The sequence below is a fragment of the Pseudomonas mandelii genome, from assembly GCF_006438925.1.
Lineage (GTDB): Bacteria > Pseudomonadota > Gammaproteobacteria > Pseudomonadales > Pseudomonadaceae > Aquipseudomonas > Aquipseudomonas mandelii_C.
In genome coordinates this window covers 254638-277857 of record NZ_RCZA01000005.1, presented here as the reverse complement: position 1 = coordinate 277857, position 23220 = coordinate 254638, and the positions used below count along the sequence as shown (strand labels likewise).

Here is a 23220-nt window from a genome sequence, read left to right as displayed (position 1 = left end):
ACGTTGCTTCAAATTGCTGATTCCGCAACGGTTTAGCCATTACTAAAGATAGCAGGCTTATTGCCTGCAACCTCAGTGTAGGAGCGTTCCGTAGCGCTTACATATCCACGGTGTTCAACACCTTTGCGAAGGCACCGTTCAACGTCGCGTTATGGTGATCGATGATCGACCGGGCCGGCAGCGCCGGTGTGTCCATGCAGGTATGCGCATCGGCCACGAGTATGGGGTTGAACCCCAGTTCAGCCGCTGCCCGGCAAGTACTGTCGATGCAATATTGGGTTTTCATTCCGGCAATGAGCACGTCAATGATCCCGCTAGCCCGCAGTTGCTCCGCCAGCGCGGTGGCGTAAAAGGCGTTGGGTCGGGTTTTGTCGAACAGGATGTCGGTGCAGGCATCCAGATCCAGTGCGGGCAATAGCTGCCAGAAGGGGCTGCCGACTTCGATGGGCGAACCTTGAGGGCCGGTATGGCGCACCGCGAAGATCGGCACGTTGCGCGCCCTGGCCTGACGAATGAGTTGCTGGATGTTCGCCAGTACCCGTTCACCGTCGTAGGGTTTTTCCGGGCCGTGGAACAGACCGACCTGCATATCGATGATCAACAGCGCTGATGACATGGGTGTTTCTCCTTGGGTGTCGTACGAAAAGTGCCGAACGGACGGGAGAAACAACAAGGCCCCGTCCATTGCTGGCGGGGCCTTGGGGTCACTGCGCTGTGTTTATCTCAGCCAGGCACCGCACGACCCGCCGGAAGCGGTCGTGGTGGTGCGGGTGAGGTTCAGCGCAGGAATATTCATGTGGCCGATCATGCAGTCGGCGTCACGGGAGTGTCAACGGCGGTGTCCGAGGTGAGAAAAGTCCGGGCTGCGTCGAGAATTTCATCGGACAAGGCGTCACCCCGGGTTGCACGTGCCAGGGTCAGGGCACCGACCATCAGCGAATAGTCCACCAACGCTTTTTGCCGATTGGTTTCGGGCTGATCCGCGCCCATCAGCGGGGTCAGCATCTGCAGCAATGCCTCCAGCCCTTGGGTGTAGGTCTGGTGCAATCCGCTTTCAGCGGTTTCATGGCACATGTCGCCGGCAAACGCGGTGACCGGGCAGCTTTCACCCGGATTATCGCGATTGGCCGCGGACAGGTAGGGCGCGATGATGCTCTCGCGGGCCGAGAGGCTGTCGTCGTTATCCTCTATTTTCTGCTTCCAGCGCTCCATGGATTGGTTGAACGCCCGGGTGCACGCCTCTTTTGCCAGCGCTTCCTTGGATTCGAAGTGACCATAAAACCCGCCATGGGTGAGGCCGGCCGCGCCCATCACATCGACGACACTGATCCCGTGCAGGCCACGTTCGCGAAACAGACGCGTGGCGGCCTCGACGATGATCTCGCGGTTGAGTTCGGCTTGTTTGCGGGAGACTCGGGGCATTGGCGGCTCACAGGTATATAGAAGGTAGAAATCAGCTGGCGTATTGAGCAATGCCGTTGCCAAACGACCAGTTCTCTTTCTTGACCTCCACCAGATTGATGAATACATCTTCCAGGCGCACCGCCAGTTCCGCGTTAAGGCTCTCGGCAATGGTTTTGTAGAGGAGTTTTTTCTGCTCGATGGTGCGGCCTTCGCTCAAGGTGATCTGAATCACCACCAGATTGTCGGTGCGATCGATGCCCAGGTATCCCGGGTCAAAAATGAAATGCTGTTCGTCGTGCTCGGCAAGAATCTGAAAGTTATCGTTCTCCGGCACGCCAATGGCGCTGTGCATGGCGGCGTAGATCAATTGCCCGACACGTTTGGCGTAAGTCGGGTCTTGATGCTTCTTGATGTCGACGCGAACGAGTGGCATGAGAGGGCTCCTCAAGTAAGGGCTGCCAGTCAGCAGTGAGCATCGAAATTACATGACAGCAATCCTTTATTGAATAGATTTATTTAAACATCTATTTAATAAAGGGCAGCAATTGATCTGATCCGCACAACCACTCCTCAGCTAAGTCTTTGCTTCTGCTCATTAATCCCGGACAATCGCGCCCCTGTTTCGGCCAGGGCGCTGCCTGTCGGATTTTTCCGACTCGTCCTGACCGGGTAGCAACTGACCGGAATGCGGAGATCCCACCGGATGAATGATCAGGCCAATAGCGTCGACGAACGCTATGTATCGGCGACACCAGCGACGCTTGAGAGCTGGAATCGCCATGACACCACCTGGATGCTGGGCCTGTTTGGCACAGCCATCGGGGCCGGCACGCTGTTTTTGCCGATCAACGCAGGTCTGGGCGGCTTCTGGCCGTTGCTGGTCCTGGCGGTGCTGGCGTTCCCCATGACGTTTTACGCACACCGTGGCCTGACACGTTTTGTGTTGTCCGGACGCGAGGGTGCGGACATCACTGAAGTCGTGGAAGAGCACTTCGGGATCAAGGCTGGCGCGCTGATCACCTTGCTGTACTTCTTCGCGATCTTTCCGATCCTGTTGATCTACAGCGTGGCCCTGACCAACACCGTGGGCAGTTTCCTCGAGCATCAACTGCACATCATGCCGCCACCGCGCGCCGTGCTGTCGCTCGTGCTGATCCTCGGCCTGTTGGCGGTGGTGCGCTGCGGCGAGCAAGCGATCGTCAAGGCCATGAGCCTGATGGTTTATCCGTTCATTGTTGCGCTGCTGTTCCTCGCGGTGTTCCTGATTCCTCACTGGAACGGCGGCATCCTCGCCACCGCGTCGACGCTGCCAGAACCATCGGCACTGCTGCACACGCTGTGGCTGGCGATTCCGGTGATGGTGTTCTCGTTCAACCATTCGCCGATCATCTCGGCGTTCGCGGTGGACCAGAAGCGTCGTTATGGCGATCACGCCGAAGAGCGCAGTTCGCAGATCCTGTCCCGCGCCCACGCCTTGATGGTGGTGATGGTGCTGTTCTTCGTGTTCAGTTGCGTGCTGACCCTGTCGCCAGCGCAATTGGCTGAAGCCAAGGCGCAAAACCTGTCGATCCTGTCGTACCTGGCCAACCACTTCAGCAACCCGACCATCGCCTTCGCGGCGCCGTTGATTGCGTTTGTGGCCATTTCCAAGTCGTTTCTGGGCCACTACATCGGCGCCAGCGAAGGTCTTAAAGGTCTGATCGTGAAGAGTGGCAAGCGCCCGGCACCGAAGACCCTGGATCGCATGACTGCCGCCTTCATGCTGGTGGTCTGCTGGATCGTTGCCACGCTGAACCCGAGCATTCTCGGGATGATCGAAACCCTCGGTGGCCCGATTATCGCCGCGATCCTGTTCCTGATGCCGATGTACGCGATCCGCAAGGTTCCGGCCATGGCGCGTTATCGCGGTCAGGCTTCCAACGTCTTCGTGACGGCGGTAGGCCTGGTGGCGATTTCGGCGTTGATCTATTCGTTGACGGCCTGACCGCCGTTCCCACATTTGATCTTCGTACAGGCATAAAAAAACGCCGCTCATCTCACGATGGGCGGCGTTTTTTATTGCGTTGAAAACGCTTAACACCTGACCCAGGGCCGACATTCCGCGCGCTTAGCGATTAAGCTTGAGGTTGCATAAACGCGTCATAGAGCGTTTGCCGAGGACTTTCCCCGGCCAGTCTATCTTTCTCTGGAGACGCTTCATGGCTCGTGACCACGGCGCATCGGCGCAACCCCGTGCCGACAGGCCAAACCGCTGGCTGGACGTTTTGGCCGGGTTGTCGATTGCCGGCTTGTTGTTGCCCGAGGCGGTCGCCTATTCAAGCATTGCCGCGTTGCCGCCACAGGCGGGTGTCATTGCGTTATTTGCTGGTCTGCTGTGCTACGGGCTGTTCGGCACCAGTCGCTTTGCCATCGTTTCCGCGACGTCCTCTTCGGCGGCGGTTCTGGCCGCCGCCACAGCCACGTTGGCCAATGGTGACTCGGGCCTGCGCATGGCCCTGGCGATCGGTCTGGTGCTGGTGACGGGCGGATTTTTCCTGCTGGCCGGGTTGTTCAAACTCGGCAGCGTGACGTCGTTTATTGCCAAACCGGTGCTGCGAGGCTTTGCCTTCGGCCTGGCAGTGACGATCATCCTCAAGCAAGTAGCGAGCATCGTCGATGTGCACTTGAGCAATGGCAACCTGATCCGTTTCGTGCCGCAACTGCTTGAGCAATTACCGCAGTGGAACCGGGTCGGCGCCCTCGTGGCGGCGGTGTCCTTGCTGGTGCTTTGGCTGTGCGCGCGGGTCAGGCGTTTGCCGGGAGGTTTGCTGGTGGTGGCGCTCGGCATCGCGGCCGGCCAATGGCTGAACTTGCCAGCCTATGGGGTGAAACTGATCGGCGTGATCGATCTGAGCCTGGAAGTGCCTCGTCTTCCCGAGTTGCCGTTTGCCGACTGGCTGCGCCTGGGCGAACTGGCGTTCGCCATGGTGATGATTCTGTATGCCGAGTCTTACGGATCGATCACCTCGTTTGCGCTCAAGCACGGCGACCGTGTGTCCTCGAACCGCGATCTGCTGGCACTCGGTGCGGCTAATCTGCTGTCGGGATTGTTCCATGGCATGCCGGCGGGCGCCGGTTACTCTGCAACATCGGCCAACGAGGCGGCGGGTGCTGGATCGCGTCTGGCGGGCGCGGTAGCGGCGGGGGTGGTGTTGCTCATTGTCTTGACGGTGTTGCCCTGGATCGCCCTGACCCCCGAGCCGGTGCTGGCGGCCATCGTCATTTATGCGTTGGCGCGCGGCTTGAGCCTGCAGCCCTTGGGCCGTTATTTCATTTGGCGCCGTGACCGTCTGCTGGTGATCTGTGCCGTGGCGGCGGTGCTGGTGCTGGGAGTACTGGACGGTTTGTTGGTGGCGGTGGTGATCAGTGTGGTGCTGATGTTGAAACAGATGTCATCGGCAGATATTCAAGTGCTGGGGCAAATGGGCGGCGGTCATGATTTTGTTGACGTACAACGCCATCCCCAAGCCAGCGAGATTCCGGGTGTGTTAATCGTCAGGCCGAGCGAGGCGCTGTTTTTTGCAAACGTGGAGCGCATTCTGGGCGGCGCACTGCGCCTGGCCCGACATGCATCGCCGCCGATTCATACGATCATTCTCAGTCTGGAGGAGTCTCCCGACCTGGATGGCACCAGCATCGAGGCGCTGGAAGCGTTCTTTATGCAAGTGAGAGCCGAGGACAAACTGCTGATTCTGGCGCGGCTCAAACACCAGGCCAAGGCGGTGCTCTCTCTGTTGCCGCCGCAGGAACTCGCGCAGGTGATACTCAGTGGCTTAAGCGTCGACGGCGCAGTGCAACAAGCGCTTCAAGCAAACGGGCATCTTTCGCCGGCATAAAAAAACGCCGCTCATCTCACGATGGGCGGCGTTTTTTATTGCGTTGCAGCGTTAGGCTTGAACGACCGGGATGTTGGCGTTCGCAGCAGCTTCACGGAACTCGGCGATCTGGTCGAAGGACAGGTAGCGGTAAACATCGGCCGCCATGCTGTCGATCTTGCCAGCGTATTCCATGTACTCCTCGACGGTCGGCAGGCGACCCAGGATGGACGCAACAGACGCCAGCTCGGCCGAAGCCAGGTAGACGTTCGCGCCGTCACCCAGACGGTTCGGGAAGTTACGGGTCGACGTCGACACAACAGTCGAGTTCGGCTCTACACGTGCCTGGTTACCCATGCACAGCGAGCAGCCCGGCATTTCCATGCGCGCGCCGGCCTTGCCGTAGATGCCGTAGTAGCCTTCTTCGGTCAGCTGGTGAGCGTCCATTTTGGTCGGCGGCGACAGCCACAGACGGGTTGGAAGCTGACCTTTGACCTGTTCCAGCAACTTACCGGCAGCGCGGAAGTGACCGATGTTGGTCATGCACGAACCGATGAACACTTCGTCGATCTTCTCGCCAGCAACGCTGGACAGCAGACGGGCGTCGTCCGGATCGTTTGGCGCGCAGAGCACAGGCTCTTTGATGTCGGCCAGGTCGATTTCGATGATTTCAGCGTATTCGGCGTCAGCATCGGCAACCATCAACTCAGGGTTGGCGATCCAGGCTTCCATCGCTTGAGCACGACGTTCCAGGGTGCGCGCATCGCCGTAGCCTTCGCCGATCATCCAGCGCAGCAGGGTGACGTTGGAGCTCAGGTACTCGGTGATCGACTCTTTCGACAGCTTGATGGTGCAACCGGCAGCCGAACGTTCGGCCGAGGCGTCGGACAGCTCGAACGCTTGCTCGATGCTCAGGTTGTCCAGGCCTTCGATTTCCAGAATGCGGCCGGAGAAGGCGTTCTTCTTGCCTTTCTTCTCGACGGTCAGCAGGCCAGCCTGAATCGCGAAGTAAGGAATGGCGTGAACCAGGTCACGCAGGGTGACGCCTGGTTGCATTTTGCCTTTGAAGCGCACCAGGATCGATTCCGGCATGTCCAGCGGCATAACGCCAGTGGCTGCGGCAAACGCTACCAGGCCGGAACCGGCCGGGAACGAAATGCCCATCGGGAAACGGGTGTGGGAGTCACCACCGGTACCGACGGTGTCCGGCAGCAGCATGCGGTTCAGCCAGCTGTGGATGATGCCGTCGCCCGGACGCAGGGAAACGCCGCCGCGGGTCATGATGAAGTCTGGCAGGGTGTGGTGGGTGGTCACGTCGATCGGCTTAGGGTAAGCCGCGGTGTGGCAGAAGGACTGCATCACCAGATCGGTCGAGAAGCCCAGGCACGCCAGGTCTTTCAGTTCGTCACGGGTCATAGGACCGGTGGTGTCCTGGGAGCCGACGGTGGTCATTTTCGGTTCGCAGTAAGTACCTGGACGAACGCCTTTGCCTTCTGGCAGACCGCAAGCCTTGCCGACCATTTTCTGTGCCAGGGTGAAGCCCTTGCCGGTGTCGACAGGTGCTTCAGGCAGTTTGAACAGGTCGGTAGGGCCCAGGCCCAATTCGGCACGGGCCTTGTCGGTCAGGCCGCGGCCGATGATCAGCGGGATACGGCCGCCAGCACGAACTTCGTCCAACAGCACCGGGGTCTTCATTTCGAAGGTGGTCAGGACTTCGTCAGTGCCGTGTTTGCAGACTTTGCCAGCATGCGGGTACAGGTCGATCACGTCGCCCATGTTCATGTTGGTAACGTCGAATTCGATTGGCAGTGCGCCAGCATCTTCCATGGTGTTGTAGAAGATCGGAGCGATTTTGCTGCCGAAGCAGAAACCACCGGCACGCTTGTTCGGCACGTAAGGAACGTCGTCGCCGAAGAACCACAGCACCGAGTTGGTCGCCGATTTACGCGAAGAACCGGTACCGACCACGTCGCCAACGTAGGCGATCGGGAAGCCGGCGTTGCGCATTTCTTCGATCTGCTTCATCGGACCGGTGACGCCCTGGGCGTCAGGCACGATGCCTTCACGGGCCATTTTCAGCATGGCGAGGGCGTGCAGCGGGATGTCCGGGCGGGACCAGGCGTCCGGAGCAGGGGACAGGTCGTCGGTGTTGGTTTCGCCGGTGACCTTGAACACGCGCAGGCTGATCTTGTCGGCCAGCACAGGGCGGTTTTTGAACCACTCGCCGTCAGCCCAGGATTGCAGCACGCCTTTAGCGTGAACGTTGCCGTTCTTGGCTTTTTCAGCGACGTCGTGGAAAGCGTCGAACATCAGCAGGGTGTGCTTGAGTTCTTTGGCGGCGACTGGCGCCAGTTCGGCGTCGTCCAGCAGATTAACCAGCGTCACGATGTTGTAGCCGCCCTGCATGGTGCCGAGCAGTTCAACAGCGCGTTTCTTGTCGATCAGGGGGGATTTTGCTTCGCCTTTAGCGAGGGCAGACAGGAAACCGGCCTTTACATAGGCTGCTTCGTCCACACCTGGCGGAATGCGATTGGTGATCAGGTCAACGAGGAAAGCTTCTTCGCCAGCCGGGGGATTCTTCAGCAGCTCGACCAGGCCTGCAGTTTGTTCGGCGTTTAGCGGCTGGGGAACGATACCCAGTGCTGCACGCTCTTCGATATGTTTGCGGTAGGCTTCAAGCACAGTTATTACCCTCATCAGTGGTCCCAAATGGGTGTCCGGGACGCTCATCCCGAAATTGCCGTACTCATGCGCTGCGTGGCGTTGTGGGCCACTTAGCCAGAATTACCGACAATTCCTTACAGAAGCTGCTTTCAAAGTTTTACGCCTGCAGAACGGGGAGCTGATGAGGGTTGGCGTTGGGCTTTTCCCCGCTGGAAAAACCCGTCGCCAACACCGCTCTGAAGGAACGACTGTGCTCGTGACGCTTTGAAAACAGCTTCTAACGGACATTGGCGCCTTAAAAGGCTGGCTGATTCTACGGCAAAAAAAATATAAACGTAAGTTAGCCCCTGAACTTTGAGGGGTGATGAATGTTAGACAAAGGGCTAACATGCCGACCTGTTCTGCTTTCCCGTGTTCTGCCTACCTATGCCCAATCAGACCATCAAGACCCCCTGCGTCGGCCTCTGTTCCACTGTTTACGGTGATTTGGTGTGCCGTGGCTGCAAGCGTTTCCACCATGAAGTGATCAACTGGAATGGTTACAACGAGGAGGAAAAACGCGCGGTGTGGCTGCGTCTTGAGCTGCTGCTGTCCCAGGTGATGGCCAGCAAGCTGGAGATTTTCGATCCCCAGCGCCTGCGCCTGCAACTGGAGCAGCGCAAGATCCGCTTTGTGCCGCATCAGTCGGAATATTGCTGGGCTTATCAGTTGATCGCCCGGGGGGCGCGGGTCATCAACAACCTGGAAGCTTACGGGATGGTGCTGATGCCGGAGTTTCGCGACTGGAACCTGCCGGAACTGCGAGATGCCATTGATCGGGAGTTCTTTTTGCTCTCCGAGGCGCATTACCAGCGCTACATTGCGCCGGGTTTTCTCAAGGACGCGTTCGGCGGCTGATTGTTAAAGTCAAAAGATCGCAGCCTTCGGCAGCTCCTACAGAGGGATGCGATTGATGTAGGAGCTGCCGAAGGCTGCGATCTTTTGATCTTGCTTAATGCTGGGTCACGATCTCCTCCAGATGATCCATGATCGTATCCGGCTTCAGCACCAGCACATCGCTCTCCACCGCATCCAGCACCACCTCCGCCGTATTCCCGATCAACGCCCCTGACAACCCGGATCGCGCCACGGTACCGATTACCGTCACCGCCGCCTGCAGCTTGTGGACCATGAACGGAATCAACACATCCGCCGGACCTTCCTCGATATGCAGGTGCTCGTCATCAATGTCGAACTCGGCCTGAAACGATTTGCACTGTTCGCGATAGCGCGCCTCGATGGTTTCGCTGAGCTGCAACGACGGGTCGGCCGACGACAGCATTGGCGACGGATGGGCACTGACCACGTGTAAATGGGCCTTGGCCAGGCTGGCAATGTCGTAACCGTGATCGACAATACAAGCGTGCAAGGTGCGGTGTTCACCATCGGTATTACCGACATCGATCGCCGCCAGAATGACGCCGCCAGTCCAGGGTTTCGAGGTTTTGACCAGCAGCACCGGTGTCGGGCAGTAACGCAGCAGCTTCCAGTCCGCCGGGGTCAGCAGGGCTTTTTTCAGCGGACTGTCGGGGTAATGCTGCTTGACCACCAGTCCGCAGCCTTCAGCCTGCTGCACATCGACAATGGTTTCGTGCAGGCTTTCGTTCCAGGCCTGCTCGGTGGTGACGCTGTAGCCGTCCTCGATCAGCGCGGCCTTGAGCACGCCCAACATGCCGCTGTGGTCATGCTTGCGGTCGCAGACCAGCAGATGCAGATGAGCCTGGGTCACGCCAGCAATCAGTTTGGCCCGTTTGAGCGCCAGGCTTTCCGAGTGTTCAGGTTCGAGGACCACCAGAATGCTGCGAATGGCTTGCATGATCGGGATCTCCATGAAGTAAAAAATACTGCGTTGGACAACTATAGTTGCTGGCTGGTTATTCGGGACTTGATGTATATCAACGGTCGCGACTGGTGGTCTGCCGGCAGGCCGGTATAATCGGCGCCCTTCGATTTCAACCTCTTATCCGTGAGCCCCATGATCCTTCCCGAAATTCACGAGTTCCTCGGCTGCCGCACCCCCGATGGCTGGGTTCAGGCCGCGCTGGCTGATCAGGAAACCCTGCTGATCGATCACAAGAACTGTGAATTCAAGGCGGCCAGTACTGCGTTGAGCCTGATTGCCAAGTATCACTCCCACGTCGATCTGATCAACCTGATGTCGCGTCTGGCCCGGGAAGAGTTGGTGCACCACGAACAAGTCATGCGCCTGATGAAAAAGCGCAAGATCGAGCTGCGTCAGCTGTCCGCCGGGCGCTACGCTTCGGGCCTGCGCAAAGTGGTGCGCAGCCACGAGCCGGTAAAGCTGGTGGACACCCTGGTGGTCGGCGCCTTTATCGAAGCTCGTAGCTGCGAGCGTTTTGAAGCGCTGGTGCCGCATCTGGACGAAGAGCTGGGCAAGTTCTACTTCGGTCTGCTGAAAAGCGAGGCCCGACATTTCCAGGGTTACCTGAAACTGGCCTACCAGTACGGAGACGCCAAGGACATCGCCCAAGTGATCGACAAGGTCCGCGCCGCGGAGCAAGAGCTGATCGAGTCGCCGGACGTGGAGTTTCGTTTCCACAGCGGTGTGCCGGCAGCGGCGTGAAGATCAAAACGTCTGAATTGTTAAAAACTCTTAAAAGAATGAAACATCTTCGAAAACCGGCCCCCGTGGCCGGTTTTTGCTGCCTGCGATAGCCGTCCGGTCACCGATTGGCGCCATAATGCCGACCACTTCACACAAGGGTTGGCAGACGGTCGTTATGGATAACCTGGGTTTTGGCAAAGTACTGCTGGTGGAAGACGACGAGAAACTCGCCGGGCTGATTGCGCATTTCCTGTCGCAACATGGCTTTGAGGTCCGGCAGGTGCATCGCGGCGACCTCGCATTGGCGGCGTTCCTCGAATTCAAACCGAAAATCGTCGTGCTCGACCTGATGCTGCCGGGCCAGAGCGGCCTGCACGTGTGCCGCGAGATCCGCAGCGTCTCCGACACGCCGATCGTCATTCTTACCGCCAAGGAAGACGACCTTGATCACATCCTCGGGCTGGAGTCCGGCGCCGATGACTACGTGATCAAACCGATCAAGCCGCCGGTTCTGCTGGCCCGGTTACGCGCCTTGCAACGTCGCCAGACGCCGGAGAGCGGCGTGTGCAGCGCTCTGGAATTCGGCCATCTGAGCATCGACCGCAGCTGCCGGGAAGTGCGGCTGGCGGGCGAGGGCATCGAACTGACCACCATGGAATTTGAACTGCTGTGGTTGCTGGCCAGCACCGCCGGCAAGATCCTGTCCCGCGACGACATCCTCAACCGCCTGCGTGGCATTGCGTTCGACGGTCTCAACCGCAGCGTTGACGTCTACATCAGCAAACTCCGAGGCAAACTCAAGGACAACCCGCGCGAACCGGTGTGCATCAAGACCATCTGGGGCAAGGGTTACCTGTTCAATCCGTTTGCGTGGGAGTTGTAAATGCTGCGATTATTTTTGGGGTTGTTTCTGGTGATGACGGTGGGCCTGGTTCTGGGGCTGCAAACCGTCGAGCGCACGTTCGATGCGCTGCTCGACGGTCAGATGCAGAGCTACAACCGAGAGGCGGTGCGTGGCCAGGCCTGGTCGCTGGCCGAGCAGTTGCGCGGTCTGGACGGTTCGGCCCGGGAGCGCCAACTGGAAGCGGTACGCCCCCACTACGGCTTGGGCCTGAGCCTGGTCGAGACCGACCCATTGTCCCTGACCGAGCAGGAGAAAGCCGAGTTGGCCCAGGGCCTGCTGGTGATTCGCGACAAATACACGCAGTTCATCTCGCGCATTGACGACGGTTCGCAACTGCTCAGTATCAAGCTGCCGGCCGAACCGAGCCTGATGCCGTTCTACATTGCCGCGGCTTATCTGATGATCGCGGTGATGATCGGTTTCGTGTTGCTTTTCTGGGTAAGGCCGCACTGGCGCGATCTGGAAAAGCTGCGTCTGGCGGCCGAGCGTTTTGGTGATAACGACCTGTCGTCGCGGATCCAGCTGTCCAAGCGCTCGAACATTCGTGACCTGGCCGAACACTTCAACCTGATGGCGGCGCGCATCGAAGGCCTGATTGCCAATCAGCGCGAGCTGACCAACGCGGTGTCCCATGAACTGCGCACGCCGATTGCCCGGCTGTCGTTCGAGCTCGATCAACTCAAGCAGCAACCCGATCCGGCCCAGAACCGTGAACTGATTGCCGACATGTACGCCGACCTCGGCGAACTGGAAGAGATGGTGTCCGAGCTGCTCACCTATGCCAGCCTCGAGCGCGGCGCCACGGTGATCACTCGGGAAAACATTCAGGCCAGCAGTTGGCTCGACAGCGTGGTCGGCAGCGTCGCGCTGGAAGCTGAAGCCGCCGGCGTGCAATTGCTGATTGTCGAGTGTCAGGTCGATCAGGTCCGCATCGAACCGCGTTTCATGGCCCGGGCGGTGATCAACCTGCTGCGCAATGCCATTCGTTATGCCGATGAGCGGGTGGAAGTATTGTTGGTGCGCAACGGTGATCACTACGAAGTGCGGGTCAACGACGACGGGCCTGGCGTGCCGGTGGACGGGCGGGAAAAGATCTTCGAGCCGTTCTCGCGCCTGGACGCCAGCCGCGACCGCCGCACCGGTGGCTTCGGCCTGGGCCTGGCGCTGGTGCGGCGGGTGTCGCAATCCCATGGCGGGCAAGTGGAAGTGGCTGATTCGCCGTGGGGCGGGGCGTCGTTTCGCATGACCTGGGCGCACCTGGATTAATTGTGTTGATCTCACTGACGCCTTCGTCGGAACGCCGCCCGGAGCCGGCTCGCTCCCACAGGGGAATGCATTCCAAATGTGGGAGCGAGCCGGCTCCGGGCGGCGTTCCGACGAAGGGGCCATCATCAACACCGGATTGCTAAAAGGTGTACACCACCTGCCCACCCACCGAAGCCTGCATCCGCTGCTCAACAATCGGACTGTCCGCCGCATCGTTGGCCAGATATTGCACAGCCAGCACCGTCGAAACACTCCACTGATCATTGACGGGTAATGTCCAGGTCAAATCCACCCCGCGACTCACCAGCCCGCCATGTGTGTCATAAGCCCTGAACCGACTGCGCGACGCTTGGGCATCGCTGACGCCGTACCAGGTGCGCACGTAATTGCTGTCACCAAACTGGCTATTGAGGCTGCCTACGACCTTGCCATAGTCACCTTCATAAAACGGCGCGCTGATGCTCAGTTTCAACCGGTTCCACGGCGAGCCGGTGTCATGATCGTCATCGTCCTTTTCCAAGGCATGCTCAAAGCTCGCACCGAGGATAATCGGCCCCATGTGGTAAGTCCCGTCGAGCCCCAGCGCCGGGCGCGACTTGATCGAGCCCATGCCGTTCAGCTCATCCGAACCTTTGAATCCGGTCTTGCGATCCTTGCGCACATCACTGGCGCCGATGTACACGCTGAGGCCGAAGTCGTCCTCGTCAAACGCCCAGCCCAGACCCTTTTCAGTGTCCAGAAAGAATCCGAAAGGGCTGACGATTTTACCGCCCAGCAGTGGCGCCACCACGCGTTCGTCACTGCCGCTGTAACGGGGCACGCTGGCTGCACCGGCCCGCAAGGTGTAGCGCCAGTCTTCAGCACGCAAAGAGTCAGTGGGAATGAGCAGGCACAGCGAAGTCAACGACACAGATAGCGAGCGAAACATGGGAGCACCCGAGGGAGTTTGGATGCGCCTATGCTAGGCAGCTGCCGGCCAGCAATCTTTGACAGCTTTGTCGGGAAACTGTCAAAGACTGTGAACCGGCTTAGCGGCTTAAACCCAGGCGCTCATGCCACTCGGCGATGGATTCTTCTGGATAGACGTCGAACTGCTGATCCCCAGGATTTGCCTCGACTTCCACCCACGGCGCCTTGGAACCGAGCATTAAGTGCGTGTGCTCCGGCGGCACCGGCAGCGGGGTGTCGATGGCAGAGGCAAACGGGTGAATCAGCTCCGGCCATTCGGGGCTGAACAGCCACAAGCCTGAACCACACAGAGAACAGAAATGCCGCTCGGCGGTGCTGCTGTGGGTGCGTTTATCGCCTTCGTCCTTGAGTCGTGCGTGATAAATCGCGATGTGCTTGCGACCGCGCACCTTAAGGCTGCCGGCATCGCCACCCAGGTTGATCGCGTAGCCGCCACCGCCCTGAGTCTTGCGACAGATCGAGCAGTAACAACGCTGATACGGGTAGGGGTGGGCGCTGGTCAAACTGAACGATACCGCGCCGCAATGGCAGGAGCCTTCGAGCTGCATGGGAACCTCCGACAGATCTGGAACGTACCCAAGACAGCCTAGACCTTCAGCGCCCCTCGACCGGTACGAGAATCGCATCGCCGGTCGCCACCAGTTTCAGTTGATCGCCGGTTTGCGCGAACAACTCGGCGCGGGTGACTTCGAAACCGGCCCAGCGGTTGAAGGCTGAGGTTGAGTTGATCTGTTTGAGTGCGTTGAGCATGGCGAATCCCTCCGGTTGAGGGGGCAACATGCGCCGGGTTTTGGGGGAAGTCATTGCCCATAAGTGAGTGTGATGGCGTTGGATATGCGGTGGCTGTGCAGGCCCCTTCGTCGGAACGCCGCCCGGAGCCGGCTCGCTCCCACATTTGAAATGCATTCCCCTGTGGGAGCGAGCCTGCTCGCGAAGAACGATAACGCGGTCCCGCTGGACGCCCACCCATGGCCGGGGCAGCATGGGCGCCTTCCTATTGGAGCCTTTGCCATGCGACGACTGCCTTCTCTGGCCGCACTCAGAACCTTCGAATGCGCCGCCCGTCACGCCCATTTCGGCCGGGCGGCGGCGGAGTTGTGCGTCACTGACAGCGCAGTCAGCCATCAGATTCGCCAGCTCGAAGAACAATTGGGCGTGACGTTGTTCATTCGTGAAGGCCGGCAGATTCGCCCGACGATGGCCGCCGGGCGCCTGATGCAAAGCTTGCAGCAGGCCTTCGAACTGATCGGCGATGCCTGCGATGAACTGCGTGACCCGTCATCGCTGGCGGTGTTGCGCCTGGCGGTGACTGCCGAGCTGGCGCAAAAGTGGTTGATGAGTCGCCTGACGGATTTCTACGCGCGCTATCCGCACGTCACCTTGCACCTCTACGAACAACCGATCGACGCCACGGCGCCAGGGGAAGACATCGACCTGGCGATCACTTACGGCACCGGCCCGGTGGACAGCAGCGCGTACTTTGTCCGGCCGTTGCCGGCATTGCAGTTCTTCCCGGTGTGCAGCCCCGGTCTGTTCAACCAGGGCACCTTGAAAACCCCGAAGGATCTGACACGTCACTGCCTGCTGCACGACGATCAAGACGGCAAGACCTGGACCGCTTGGCTCACCAGCCATGCCGGCGATCAGCGCCCCGAACGGCAGCTGTATTTCGCCCATGCGGGTTTGGCGCTGGAAGCGGCGGCCCAAGGCCAGGGTGTGGCCATGGGCGATAACTTGACCGCGCAGGAGGATTTGCTCAGCGGTCGTCTGGTCCGGCCGTTCACTTCAAGCATGACTGCACTCGGCCAATATGCGCTGGTGTGTGAGCGGGTGAGGCTGGAGCGCCCGGCAGTGGCGCAGATGCTGGAATGGTTCAACGATCAGCTGATCGATTGATGAGTTGAATTCAAGTATTCCGAAATAATCATCGTTGGCGAGGAGGGCGCTGGCGACCGTAGCCTGTGGTCATTCCAATCCCCGCTGATGAGGTTTGACCATGGCACGTTTGCTCGACTCCACCCCCAAACTCGATGGTTTCCGTTTGCCCGGCGAGTTCGAAACCAAAACCGGTTGCTGGCTCGGCTGGCCGGAGCGCACCGACGTCTGGCGCAATGGCGCCAAGCCTGCGCAGAAAGTCTGGGTGCAGATCGTCACCGCCATCTCCCGGAGCGAACCGGTCACCGTGTGCGCCTCCGCCGCGCAGTTCGCCACCGCTCGCCGCCAATTGCCGCCTCAAGTGCGGGTGGTGGAAATGACCTGCAACGACGCCTGGTTCCGTGACAGTGGCCCGTGCTTTGTGGTCAACGACGACAGCGGTGAGGTGCGTGGCGTGGACTTCGAGTTCAACGCATACGGCGGTCTCGACGGCGGCTTGTACTACCCGTGGGACAAGGACGATCAAATCGCCAGCAAAATCCTTGAAATCGAACGGTTCGACCGCTACCGCGCGCCGCTGATTGCCGAACTGGGTGGTATCCAGAGCGACGGCCAGGGCAGCATTCTCACCACCGAGCAATGCCTGCTCAACCGCAACCGTAACCAGCACCTGGGCAAGGCCGAAGTCACCCGGCGGTTGACCGATTACCTTGGCGCCGAGCAAATCATCTGGCTGCCACGGGGCTGCAAATTCGACGAAACCGACGGCCATGTCGACGATCTCGCGTGCTTCGTGCATCCCGGTGAAGTGGTGCTGCAATGGACCGATAATCGCGATGATCCGCAATGGGAAATCTACCAGGAGGCCTACGACATTCTGCGCAGCACCCGCGACAGCCGTGGCCGCGAGCTGAAAGTGCACAAGCTGCCACAACCGGATGTGCTGGAATGGACCGCCGAGGAAGCCGAAGGCCTGGATCAGCAAGACAGCACGCACACCCGTCAGGCCGGGACCAAAATCTGTGCGTCGTACATCAACTACTACGCCGGCAACACCTCGATCGTCGTGCCGCTGTTTGGCGATCGCAACGATCAGGCAGCAATGGCGACCCTCGCCGAACTGTTCCCGCGACACAAAATCGTCGGTATCGAAAACTCCCGGGAAATCCTCCTCGGCGGCGGTAACGTCGCCTGTATCACCATGCCGCAGTACGCAGGCAGTGCCTGCAACAAAAAGGGAGTTTGAAAATGGGCCTGCACAAACTGACCCAAGCATTACTGCTGGTGCTCGCACCCCTGTGTGTGCAGGCCGCCGACACCGCCAAACCGGTGGTCAATTTGTACATCTGGGGCGAGTACCTGGCTCCGGACACCCTGAGCAATTTCGAGAAGAAAACCGGCATCCACGTGGTGGCCGACCACTTCGACTCCCTGGAAACCGTAGAGACCAAACTGCTCACCGGCCGCAGCGGCTATGACCTGGTGCTGACCGCCGGCCAGCATTTGTCCCGGGCGATCCAGAGCGGTGCGATTCAAACGCTAAACCCGCAACAGCTGCCGCATTTTGCCGGGGTTGGTGACGAGTTCCGCCAGCACATGGCGGTGTTCGATCCGGGCAATCGCTACGCCGGGATTTACGCCTGGGGCACCACCGGCGTCGGCTACCAGGAAGAGGCGATCAAGCAGCGCCTGCCCGACGCACCACGGGACAGTTGGGCCATGCTGTTCGACCCGGCAGTGGTGTCGAAATTTGCCGATTGCGGGGTCAGTTTGCTCAATGATCCCAACGAAGTGTTCGCCGCGGTCATGAAGTACATGGGCCTGGACATCAACCGCCAGAACCTCGATGACCTGAAACGGGCCGAACAGCAACTGGCCAGGATTCGGCCCTATATCCGCTACTTCGACAATGACCTGAATATCAGCGACCTCGCCAATGGCAACACCTGCGTCGCGATGTCGTGGAACGGCAATGTGGCCATTGCCGCGGGACAGGCCGAGGCTGCGAACAAGCCGTTCAAGCTGAGTTATCGGATACCGAAGGAGGGCACGTTGATCTGGTTCGACGCGATGGTCATTCCCAAGGATGCGCCTCATCCTCAGGCGGGACTGGCATTGATGGATTATCTGATGACACCGGAGGTGATTGCGCCAATCACGGACACCATCCATTACGCCAATGCGATTACGGCGGCGGACGGCTTGATTGATCCGGCGATTCGCAATGATCCGGGGACGTATCCGTCGGCCGAGGTGAGGGCTTCGTTGTATAGCAAGAATGACAACGGCAAGGCGTTTAACCGGGCTTTGATTCGGGCGTTCAGTCGATTGAAGTCGGGGCTTTGAAATCGCCCCCTCACCCCAACCCTCCCGAAACGTCGGACCGCCCCAGGGGGTAGAGGGGGCTGACCGAGGTGTTCTAAGTGATCCGTCGACCTGTTAAATCGAGTCGATTATGGATTCAATACAATACTTTCAGGTCGCAGTAATTCGTCAGGTCTTTACGGTCAGCCCCCTCTACCCTCAGGGGAGAGGGTTGGGGTGAGGGGTGGTTTCGGCACCCGCCACAAATACCACGCCGCCACCGTCCGAAACGGACGCCACCCAAGCCCGATCTCAATCATCTGCTTGCGCGTCGGCTGCACGTCGAGCCCCTTGAGCCGCCGATACCCCTCACGCACGCCAAAGTCATCGGCCGGCAAGATATCCGGCCGTTCCAGGCTGTAAATCAGCAACATCTCAACCGTCCAGCGCCCAACCCCACGCAAGGTAATCAACCGCTCGATCAGCGCCTCATCCTCCATGGCCAGTGCCGTGGCGTAATCCGGCACCACTCCGTCCAGCGCCGCTTGGGCAATGCCCTGAATGGTCGCGATCTTGCTGGCGGAAAAGCCGCAACTGCGCAGTTGATCGAAGTCAGTCGCGACAATCTGTTCAGGCCTCGGGAACGCGCCCGTCCCAAACAATGCCAGCAGCCGACCGACAATCGCATCCCCGGCCTTCGCATGCAGTTGCTGATAGGCAATCGCCCGCACCAGCGACTCATAAGGATCGCGAGCCGCATGGGGCTGATGCAGGCAAGGGCCGATGGCGGCGATGTGGCGGCGCCAATCCTCATCGATGGACGATAGAAACTCGGTGGCGGGCAGATAGGCGTCGGGCATGGAGGTCAAGCTTTCCCGGACGGCGCCAACAGGGCGTTCACTTCGCCATAGGTGAAGGCCTTAAGATCACGGCTATCGAGTGTTCCTGTTTCCAGAAAGCTCTTGGCCAGTGCGCTCATGGCGCCATAAAGAAACTCGGCGATGCGTGAACCCGCGCTCAAGCGGCGTACGCCGAGGGCTTTCAGCTCTTCAGGCGATGGCAGTCCGGGGAGCCCGAGCACGTTCAACGGCAGCGGGGTGCCCTGGCAGAGTGCAGCGATTTCGTACTCTGCGGTAACGCCAGCTGCGAACAACCCATCGGCACCGGCCGCCTGATACAACGCGGCGCGCTTGAGCGTCTCTGCCACGCGATCTTCGGCGGGCACCAGGCTCTTGAGGTACACATCGGTGCGTGCGTTGATGAACAGCTTCACGCCGCGACGTTCGGCCACCTGACGAGCGACTTCGATCTTGCGCACCAGCAGCTCGGGAGAGGACGCGCCGTCCTCGATGTTGATTCCGACGGCGCCAGCGGCAATCACCGCATCGATGAGGTCGGCAACCCGCGTCAGGTCATCGGAGTAGCCGGCCTCGATGTCCACGGTCAACGGCACCGAGATCACCCGGGCGATGGACTCGACTGTCGATACCAGGCGTTCGAGGGGCAGGGCGTTGCCGTCCGGATAACCGTGAGCCCAGGCGACTGCCGCGCTGCTGGTGGCGACGGCTTTACAGCCCAACTGTTCCACGATGCGCGCCCCGGCGGCATCGGCGACATTGGTGAGGATCAGCAAGCCGTCGTGGTGCAGTTGGTGAAATGGCGTGTCCATCGAATGTCCTTCCTTATGACTTTTGAGAAACCTGCAAGTAATCAGAATGCGAGTTGTTGCGTGATCTGCACCGCCGCTTTTTCCAGCCTGAGCAAGAACGCCTTGCGCGGTTGTCCTCCACCATAGCCGGTCAGCGAGCCGTCGGCGCCAATCACCCGGTGACAGGGCACGACAATCGAGAGACGGTTATGCCCGTTGGCCAGGCCCACGGCGCGACTGGCGCCGGGTTTGCCCAATAGCGCCGCGATGGCGCCGTAGGTGCTGGTCTGGCCGTACGGGATCTTCGCCAGTTCGGCCCAGACCTGTCGGGCGAAATCACTGCCCGGCAAGTGTAGTGCAACGTTGAAGTCAGTGAGTTTGCCGGCGAAATACTGCGTCAGTTCGGCTTCAATCTGCTGCAAATGCGCGTTATGTCCTGGCGCGACGGCATAGCCGTATCGATTCTGCAATGCTTCGACTTCCTTGGTCAGCGCTGGCCGATCAAGAAACTCCAGCAGCACCAGCCCGCGTCGTTCGGCCATGGCGATCATCGGCCCCAGCGGTGTGGTCAGTCGAGTGAACAGCAGCGGTTCGCTATTGGCGGCACGGCCGGGGGTGATGTGGAAGGACTTTTGAAACGCATCGCGAAATCCGCTCAAGGATTCGTAGCCCGAATCGAACGCCGCGTTGTCGATGGAGTCGCCCTGTTTGATCCCGCCCAACGCCATGCCGAGGCGTCGGGTGCGCAGCCAGGCATGAAAGGTCATGCCGAAATGCTGCTTGAACCAGCGGCGCAGTTTCAGCGGTTCGATGCCTTCGGCCATTAGCTGGGCATCGGTCCAGCGCTGCTCGGGGTCGGCATCCACCGATTTGAGCAGCTGCTGCACCCAGTCCGGCGCGATGGCCGCCGCGTCCAGCGGCTTGCAGCGCAGACAGGCGCGATAGCCCGCGGACATGCACTCATCGGCATGGGCGAAGAACTCGACGTTCTCCGGTTTCGGCTTGCGCGCCGTGCAACTGGGGCGACAGAAGATGCCGGTGGTTTTGACCGCGGTAAAGAACACCCCCTCGTAGGCGGTGTCTCGTTCGAGCATGGCGCGAACCATCTCGGCGTGGGGCGGAAGCAAAGCGTTTTGTAGGTTCATGAGGTGAGCATAAGACGCGTCGCCCAACGCCTCCACCGGAAAATCGACAGAGAATTCCAGTCATTCGTCATGAGGATTGTTTAATGCTTATGTCGGTGATGGATGTCCGGAAAATGTGGATGGCTGTGGTGCAGCGGCATGTGTTCATGTTCGTGACTGTGGGGCTCGGTACCGTCCCACTGGAACGAATGCTCATGTTGATGGTGCTCGTCATGCACGTGGCGATGACCATGCTTGAGCGCTTCATGTTGATGCTCATGGGCATGACTTTCCTTGAGATGAATCCAGACTCCAAGGCCCATTAACAGTGAAGCGGCCCAAAACGTCAGCGTGACGGGTTCACCCAGCAGCAGGATGGCGATTGCCGCGCCGAGGAAAGGTGCCGTGGAAAAGTAAGCGCCGGTGCGCGCAGTGCCCAGGCCACGAAGCGCCAGAATGAACAACACCAGGCTGATGCCATACCCCAGGAAACCAACGATCAACGTAGGCCCCAGCACCGTCATGTGCGGCAGTGTTGCGCCGAGCAACAGCGCCAGGGAACAGTTCACCACCCCGGCGACCAACCCCTTGATGCCGGCAATAAACAGCGCATCCGAGGCCGACACTTTGCGCGTCAGGTTGTTATCGATCGCCCAGCAGACGCAGGCCAGCGCTACCGCCAACGGTCCGATCCAGCCCTGTGACTGCGCCGGGTTCTGCGGCCAGGCCAGCAGCAAGCCACCGGCGACGATGGCCAGCATTCCGGCAACGATGCGCCGGTCAGCGTTCTCCTTGAAGACCACCCAGGCCAGCACGGCGGTCAATACCGATTCGAGGTTGAGCATCAACGAGGCCGTGGCGCCGGAGGTCAGGGTCAAACCGAACATCAGCGCCACCGGCCCGAGCACGCCGCCAAACGCGATGGCACCGATCAGCCAGGGCCACTCTGACGATTTCAGTCCGCTGGACTGCCAGCCCCGGTCGCGCAACAGCCTGATGAGCGTCAGGCCCAGTCCGCTGCCCAGGTACAACAACCCGGCCAGCAGGACCGGCGAAAGGTTCAGGCCCAGCAACTTGGCCAATGGCGTACTCGCGCCAAAAAGAGCAGCAGCGCCAAGGGCGTAGACAATGTTCAGGTTCATTCACGGCTCGTCGGATATTGATACGGGATGTCACGCAGTTTGAACCTGTGTTGCATCCCGTCAACCGATAACCTCAGGCCCGCCGCGCCATCAGCAACACCGAAGCTGCCGCCGACAACAAACCTGCGCAGCAACGATTGAATATCCGCTTGCCCCGGGGTTCGGCGAACCAGCGGCGCATGTGCAGGCCCATGTAGGCATAGGCGCCAATGGCAATCCATTCCAGCACCAGGAACAACGCGCCCAACACGGCGAATTGCGGCGATACGGCGTGGGTCGAGTCGACGAACTGGGGCAGGAACGCGGTGAAGATCAGGATCGCTTTCGGATTGCCGGCCGCCACCAGGAACTCCTGCCGCGCCAACGCCAGCATCCCCACCGGCGCGCCCGCTACCACGTTTTCCGTCCCAGGATCGGCGCGCCACAATTGCCAGGCGAGGTAGAGCAGATACGCCGCCCCCAGAATCTTGATCCCGTAGAACAACAATTCCGAGGTTTGCAGCACCACCGCCAGCCCCGCCGACGCGAGGGCGATCATGCCGGCGAACGCGAGCAGCCGACCGATCCCGGCGATACAGGCGATGCGATAGCCGTAGCGGGTCGAGTTGCTGACCGACAACAGGTTGTTCGGGCCGGGCGCCATGTTCAGGGCGAAGCAGGCCGGAAGAAACAGGGTGAGGGTGGCGAGGTCCATGGCGGGGCTCCAAAAGCAGGAACGGCATTTTTATCACAGGCCTGGGGTGGCTTGACCCATACAGTGGTGGACGGCGGGCGCGGTACAGCTGAGGGGTGTTTTGTTCAATACAGCCGTCAGGTCGCTCTTTACCTTGAGGCCTCGTTCAACTGAATTGAAGAAGGTCTGTGATGAATCTGATTATCTCGATGGCGGTATTTGCACTGGTGGCCTCGATAACGCCAGGGCCGGTGAATATCGTGGCGTTGAGTTCCGGCGCGCAGTTTGGTTTTCGCGCCAGTCAACGGCATGTAGCCGGGGCGACGCTGGGTTTCGTTCTGTTGTTGGTGTTGATGGGATTAGGCCTGCATGAGGTGTTGCAGCGATGGCCAGCGCTGACGCAGGGGGTGCAATGGGCGGGTGTGGCGTTCCTGTTGTACATGGCCTTCAAGTTGGCCGCCGACAAAGGGCATCTGGATGCGAAGGAGTCAGGCCGGGCGCCGTCGATGCTGTATGGCGCGGTGATGCAGTGGCTCAACCCGAAAGCCTGGCTGGCCTGCGTGGCCGGCATGGGCGCTTTTGTGGCGGATGGCGAGGCGCGACTGGTCTGGCAGTTTGCGGCGGTGTATCTGGTGGTTTGCTACGTGTCGGTCGGCTGTTGGGTCTACGCCGGGACGTTTTTGCGCGGGTATTTGAGCAACGCCAAAGGCATGCGGTTGTTTAACCGAAGCATGGCGTTGCTCTTGGTGGTGTGCGCGGGATATTTGATCCGGACTTAGGCGCTGCGC

The 23220-nt window shown here is 60.0% G+C and carries 23 protein-coding genes; 10 read left to right on the top strand and 13 right to left on the bottom strand.

The window, feature by feature from the left end; genetic code table 11:
* Positions 1-97: 97 nt before the first annotated feature.
* The 3 genes from EAH74_RS13690 to EAH74_RS13680 all read right to left on the bottom strand — a co-directional run bounded on the left by EAH74_RS13690 (position 98) and on the right by EAH74_RS13680 (position 1837).
* The gene (locus tag EAH74_RS13690; protein WP_140679125.1) at positions 98-616 is read right to left on the bottom strand and encodes a cysteine hydrolase family protein; all 519 of its coding nucleotides are present in this window, start codon (positions 614-616) and stop codon (positions 98-100) included.
* A gap of 188 nt (positions 617-804) precedes the next feature.
* The gene (locus EAH74_RS13685; protein ID WP_140679123.1) at positions 805-1422 is read right to left on the bottom strand and encodes a TetR/AcrR family transcriptional regulator; all 618 of its coding nucleotides are present in this window, start codon (positions 1420-1422) and stop codon (positions 805-807) included.
* Positions 1423-1453: 31 nt separating this feature from the next.
* Positions 1454-1837 carry a tautomerase family protein gene (locus EAH74_RS13680; protein WP_140679121.1) on the bottom strand — a complete coding sequence of 128 codons (384 nt, stop codon included), beginning with the start codon at positions 1835-1837 and terminating at the stop codon, positions 1454-1456.
* A gap of 270 nt (positions 1838-2107) precedes the next feature.
* Between EAH74_RS13680 and EAH74_RS13675 the strand changes: the two genes are divergently transcribed.
* Both EAH74_RS13675 and EAH74_RS13670 read left to right on the top strand, forming a co-directional pair.
* Positions 2108-3388 (top strand): serine/threonine transporter, encoded by a 1281-nt coding sequence (locus EAH74_RS13675; protein WP_008149861.1) that lies wholly within the window; start codon positions 2108-2110, stop codon positions 3386-3388.
* 214 nt (positions 3389-3602) lie between these two features.
* Entirely contained in the window at positions 3603-5279 is a 1677-nt protein-coding gene (locus EAH74_RS13670) for a SulP family inorganic anion transporter (protein WP_140679119.1), read from the top strand.
* Between the two features lie 51 nt (positions 5280-5330).
* Here the strand turns inward: EAH74_RS13670 and acnB are convergent, their stop codons facing one another.
* The gene (gene acnB, locus EAH74_RS13665; protein ID WP_123364375.1) at positions 5331-7940 is read right to left on the bottom strand and encodes a bifunctional aconitate hydratase 2/2-methylisocitrate dehydratase; all 2610 of its coding nucleotides are present in this window, start codon (positions 7938-7940) and stop codon (positions 5331-5333) included.
* A gap of 408 nt (positions 7941-8348) precedes the next feature.
* Between acnB and EAH74_RS13660 the strand changes: the two genes are divergently transcribed.
* Positions 8349-8819 carry a DUF1289 domain-containing protein gene (locus EAH74_RS13660; protein WP_123364374.1) on the top strand — a complete coding sequence of 157 codons (471 nt, stop codon included), beginning with the start codon at positions 8349-8351 and terminating at the stop codon, positions 8817-8819.
* Between the two features lie 94 nt (positions 8820-8913).
* Here the strand turns inward: EAH74_RS13660 and EAH74_RS13655 are convergent, their stop codons facing one another.
* The gene (locus tag EAH74_RS13655) at positions 8914-9777 is read right to left on the bottom strand and encodes a universal stress protein (RefSeq protein WP_140679117.1); all 864 of its coding nucleotides are present in this window, start codon (positions 9775-9777) and stop codon (positions 8914-8916) included.
* 159 nt (positions 9778-9936) lie between these two features.
* On the opposite strand from EAH74_RS13655, the gene EAH74_RS13650 reads away from it, so the two are divergent.
* The 3 genes from EAH74_RS13650 (at position 9937) to EAH74_RS13640 (ending at position 12697) form a co-directional block, all read left to right on the top strand.
* Positions 9937-10545 (top strand): tRNA-(ms[2]io[6]A)-hydroxylase, encoded by a 609-nt coding sequence (locus tag EAH74_RS13650; RefSeq protein WP_046032069.1) that lies wholly within the window; start codon positions 9937-9939, stop codon positions 10543-10545.
* 157 nt (positions 10546-10702) lie between these two features.
* Positions 10703-11410: a winged helix-turn-helix domain-containing protein gene (locus tag EAH74_RS13645; protein ID WP_140679439.1), complete on the top strand. Its 708-nt coding sequence runs from the start codon at positions 10703-10705 to the stop codon at positions 11408-11410.
* Complete coding sequence (locus tag EAH74_RS13640; protein WP_140679115.1) at positions 11411-12697, top strand: ATP-binding protein; 1287 nt, start codon at positions 11411-11413, stop codon at positions 12695-12697. It begins immediately after the preceding gene.
* A gap of 139 nt (positions 12698-12836) precedes the next feature.
* On the opposite strand, the gene EAH74_RS13635 is transcribed toward EAH74_RS13640, so the two are convergent.
* The 3 genes from EAH74_RS13635 to EAH74_RS33085 all read right to left on the bottom strand — a co-directional run bounded on the left by EAH74_RS13635 (position 12837) and on the right by EAH74_RS33085 (position 14416).
* Complete coding sequence (locus tag EAH74_RS13635; RefSeq protein WP_140679113.1) at positions 12837-13625, bottom strand: MipA/OmpV family protein; 789 nt, start codon at positions 13623-13625, stop codon at positions 12837-12839.
* Between the two features lie 100 nt (positions 13626-13725).
* Positions 13726-14214: a GFA family protein gene (locus tag EAH74_RS13630; RefSeq protein ID WP_140679111.1), complete on the bottom strand. Its 489-nt coding sequence runs from the start codon at positions 14212-14214 to the stop codon at positions 13726-13728.
* A gap of 46 nt (positions 14215-14260) precedes the next feature.
* A complete protein-coding gene (locus EAH74_RS33085) occupies positions 14261-14416 on the bottom strand; it encodes a hypothetical protein (RefSeq protein WP_170206226.1) in 156 nt (51 codons plus the stop codon).
* A 261-nt stretch (positions 14417-14677) separates the two neighbouring features.
* Here EAH74_RS33085 and EAH74_RS13625 point away from each other — a divergent pair, with 261 nt between their 5' ends.
* The 3 genes from EAH74_RS13625 (at position 14678) to EAH74_RS13615 (ending at position 17887) form a co-directional block, all read left to right on the top strand.
* The gene (locus EAH74_RS13625) at positions 14678-15562 is read left to right on the top strand and encodes a LysR substrate-binding domain-containing protein (protein ID WP_140679109.1); all 885 of its coding nucleotides are present in this window, start codon (positions 14678-14680) and stop codon (positions 15560-15562) included.
* A 100-nt stretch (positions 15563-15662) separates the two neighbouring features.
* Positions 15663-16787 (top strand): agmatine deiminase, encoded by a 1125-nt coding sequence (aguA, locus tag EAH74_RS13620; RefSeq protein ID WP_140679107.1) that lies wholly within the window; start codon positions 15663-15665, stop codon positions 16785-16787.
* A 2-nt stretch (positions 16788-16789) separates the two neighbouring features.
* Positions 16790-17887 (top strand): extracellular solute-binding protein, encoded by a 1098-nt coding sequence (locus EAH74_RS13615; protein WP_140679105.1) that lies wholly within the window; start codon positions 16790-16792, stop codon positions 17885-17887.
* A 161-nt stretch (positions 17888-18048) separates the two neighbouring features.
* On the opposite strand, the gene EAH74_RS13610 is transcribed toward EAH74_RS13615, so the two are convergent.
* From EAH74_RS13610 to EAH74_RS13590, 5 genes are all read right to left on the bottom strand, one after another.
* Positions 18049-18705 carry a DNA-3-methyladenine glycosylase family protein gene (locus tag EAH74_RS13610; RefSeq protein WP_140679103.1) on the bottom strand — a complete coding sequence of 219 codons (657 nt, stop codon included), beginning with the start codon at positions 18703-18705 and terminating at the stop codon, positions 18049-18051.
* A 5-nt stretch (positions 18706-18710) separates the two neighbouring features.
* A complete protein-coding gene (locus EAH74_RS13605) occupies positions 18711-19514 on the bottom strand; it encodes an isocitrate lyase/PEP mutase family protein (protein ID WP_140679101.1) in 804 nt (267 codons plus the stop codon).
* A gap of 41 nt (positions 19515-19555) precedes the next feature.
* A complete protein-coding gene (locus tag EAH74_RS13600) occupies positions 19556-20638 on the bottom strand; it encodes a bifunctional transcriptional activator/DNA repair enzyme AdaA (protein WP_140679099.1) in 1083 nt (360 codons plus the stop codon).
* An 80-nt stretch (positions 20639-20718) separates the two neighbouring features.
* Positions 20719-21759: a DMT family transporter gene (locus EAH74_RS13595; protein ID WP_140679097.1), complete on the bottom strand. Its 1041-nt coding sequence runs from the start codon at positions 21757-21759 to the stop codon at positions 20719-20721.
* 73 nt (positions 21760-21832) lie between these two features.
* A complete protein-coding gene (locus EAH74_RS13590; RefSeq protein WP_140679095.1) occupies positions 21833-22453 on the bottom strand; it encodes a LysE family translocator in 621 nt (206 codons plus the stop codon).
* A 170-nt stretch (positions 22454-22623) separates the two neighbouring features.
* On the opposite strand from EAH74_RS13590, the gene EAH74_RS13585 reads away from it, so the two are divergent.
* On the top strand, positions 22624-23211 hold the full coding sequence (locus EAH74_RS13585) for a LysE family translocator (RefSeq protein WP_140679093.1): 588 nt from the start codon (positions 22624-22626) through the stop codon (positions 23209-23211).
* Positions 23212-23220: the final 9 nt, after the last annotated feature.

Bases quoted from the DNA above. Each gene is read 5' to 3' on its own strand.
- EAH74_RS13655 (WP_140679117.1), bottom strand. From the start codon at position 9,777: ATGCAAGCCATTCGCAGCATTCTGGTGGTCCTCGAACCTGAACACTCG.
- EAH74_RS13610 (WP_140679103.1), bottom strand. From the start codon at position 18,705: ATGCCCGACGCCTATCTGCCCGCCACCGAGTTTCTATCGTCCATCGAT.
- EAH74_RS13660 (WP_123364374.1), top strand. From the start codon at position 8,349: ATGCCCAATCAGACCATCAAGACCCCCTGCGTCGGCCTCTGTTCCACT.
- EAH74_RS13640 (WP_140679115.1), top strand. From the start codon at position 11,411: ATGCTGCGATTATTTTTGGGGTTGTTTCTGGTGATGACGGTGGGCCTG.
- EAH74_RS33085 (WP_170206226.1), bottom strand. From the start codon at position 14,416: ATGCTCAACGCACTCAAACAGATCAACTCAACCTCAGCCTTCAACCGC.
- EAH74_RS13600 (WP_140679099.1), bottom strand. From the start codon at position 20,638: ATGAACCTACAAAACGCTTTGCTTCCGCCCCACGCCGAGATGGTTCGC.
- EAH74_RS13590 (WP_140679095.1), bottom strand. From the start codon at position 22,453: ATGGACCTCGCCACCCTCACCCTGTTTCTTCCGGCCTGCTTCGCCCTG.
- EAH74_RS13670 (WP_140679119.1), top strand. From the start codon at position 3,603: ATGGCTCGTGACCACGGCGCATCGGCGCAACCCCGTGCCGACAGGCCA.
- EAH74_RS13645 (WP_140679439.1), top strand. From the start codon at position 10,703: ATGGATAACCTGGGTTTTGGCAAAGTACTGCTGGTGGAAGACGACGAG.
- EAH74_RS13635 (WP_140679113.1), bottom strand. From the start codon at position 13,625: ATGTTTCGCTCGCTATCTGTGTCGTTGACTTCGCTGTGCCTGCTCATT.
- EAH74_RS13690 (WP_140679125.1), bottom strand. From the start codon at position 616: ATGTCATCAGCGCTGTTGATCATCGATATGCAGGTCGGTCTGTTCCAC.
- aguA (WP_140679107.1), top strand. From the start codon at position 15,663: ATGGCACGTTTGCTCGACTCCACCCCCAAACTCGATGGTTTCCGTTTG.
- EAH74_RS13595 (WP_140679097.1), bottom strand. From the start codon at position 21,759: ATGAACCTGAACATTGTCTACGCCCTTGGCGCTGCTGCTCTTTTTGGC.
- EAH74_RS13625 (WP_140679109.1), top strand. From the start codon at position 14,678: ATGCGACGACTGCCTTCTCTGGCCGCACTCAGAACCTTCGAATGCGCC.
- EAH74_RS13650 (WP_046032069.1), top strand. From the start codon at position 9,937: ATGATCCTTCCCGAAATTCACGAGTTCCTCGGCTGCCGCACCCCCGAT.
- EAH74_RS13630 (WP_140679111.1), bottom strand. From the start codon at position 14,214: ATGCAGCTCGAAGGCTCCTGCCATTGCGGCGCGGTATCGTTCAGTTTG.
- EAH74_RS13605 (WP_140679101.1), bottom strand. From the start codon at position 19,514: ATGGACACGCCATTTCACCAACTGCACCACGACGGCTTGCTGATCCTC.
- EAH74_RS13680 (WP_140679121.1), bottom strand. From the start codon at position 1,837: ATGCCACTCGTTCGCGTCGACATCAAGAAGCATCAAGACCCGACTTAC.
- EAH74_RS13585 (WP_140679093.1), top strand. From the start codon at position 22,624: ATGAATCTGATTATCTCGATGGCGGTATTTGCACTGGTGGCCTCGATA.
- EAH74_RS13615 (WP_140679105.1), top strand. From the start codon at position 16,790: ATGGGCCTGCACAAACTGACCCAAGCATTACTGCTGGTGCTCGCACCC.
- EAH74_RS13675 (WP_008149861.1), top strand. From the start codon at position 2,108: ATGAATGATCAGGCCAATAGCGTCGACGAACGCTATGTATCGGCGACA.
- EAH74_RS13685 (WP_140679123.1), bottom strand. From the start codon at position 1,422: ATGCCCCGAGTCTCCCGCAAACAAGCCGAACTCAACCGCGAGATCATC.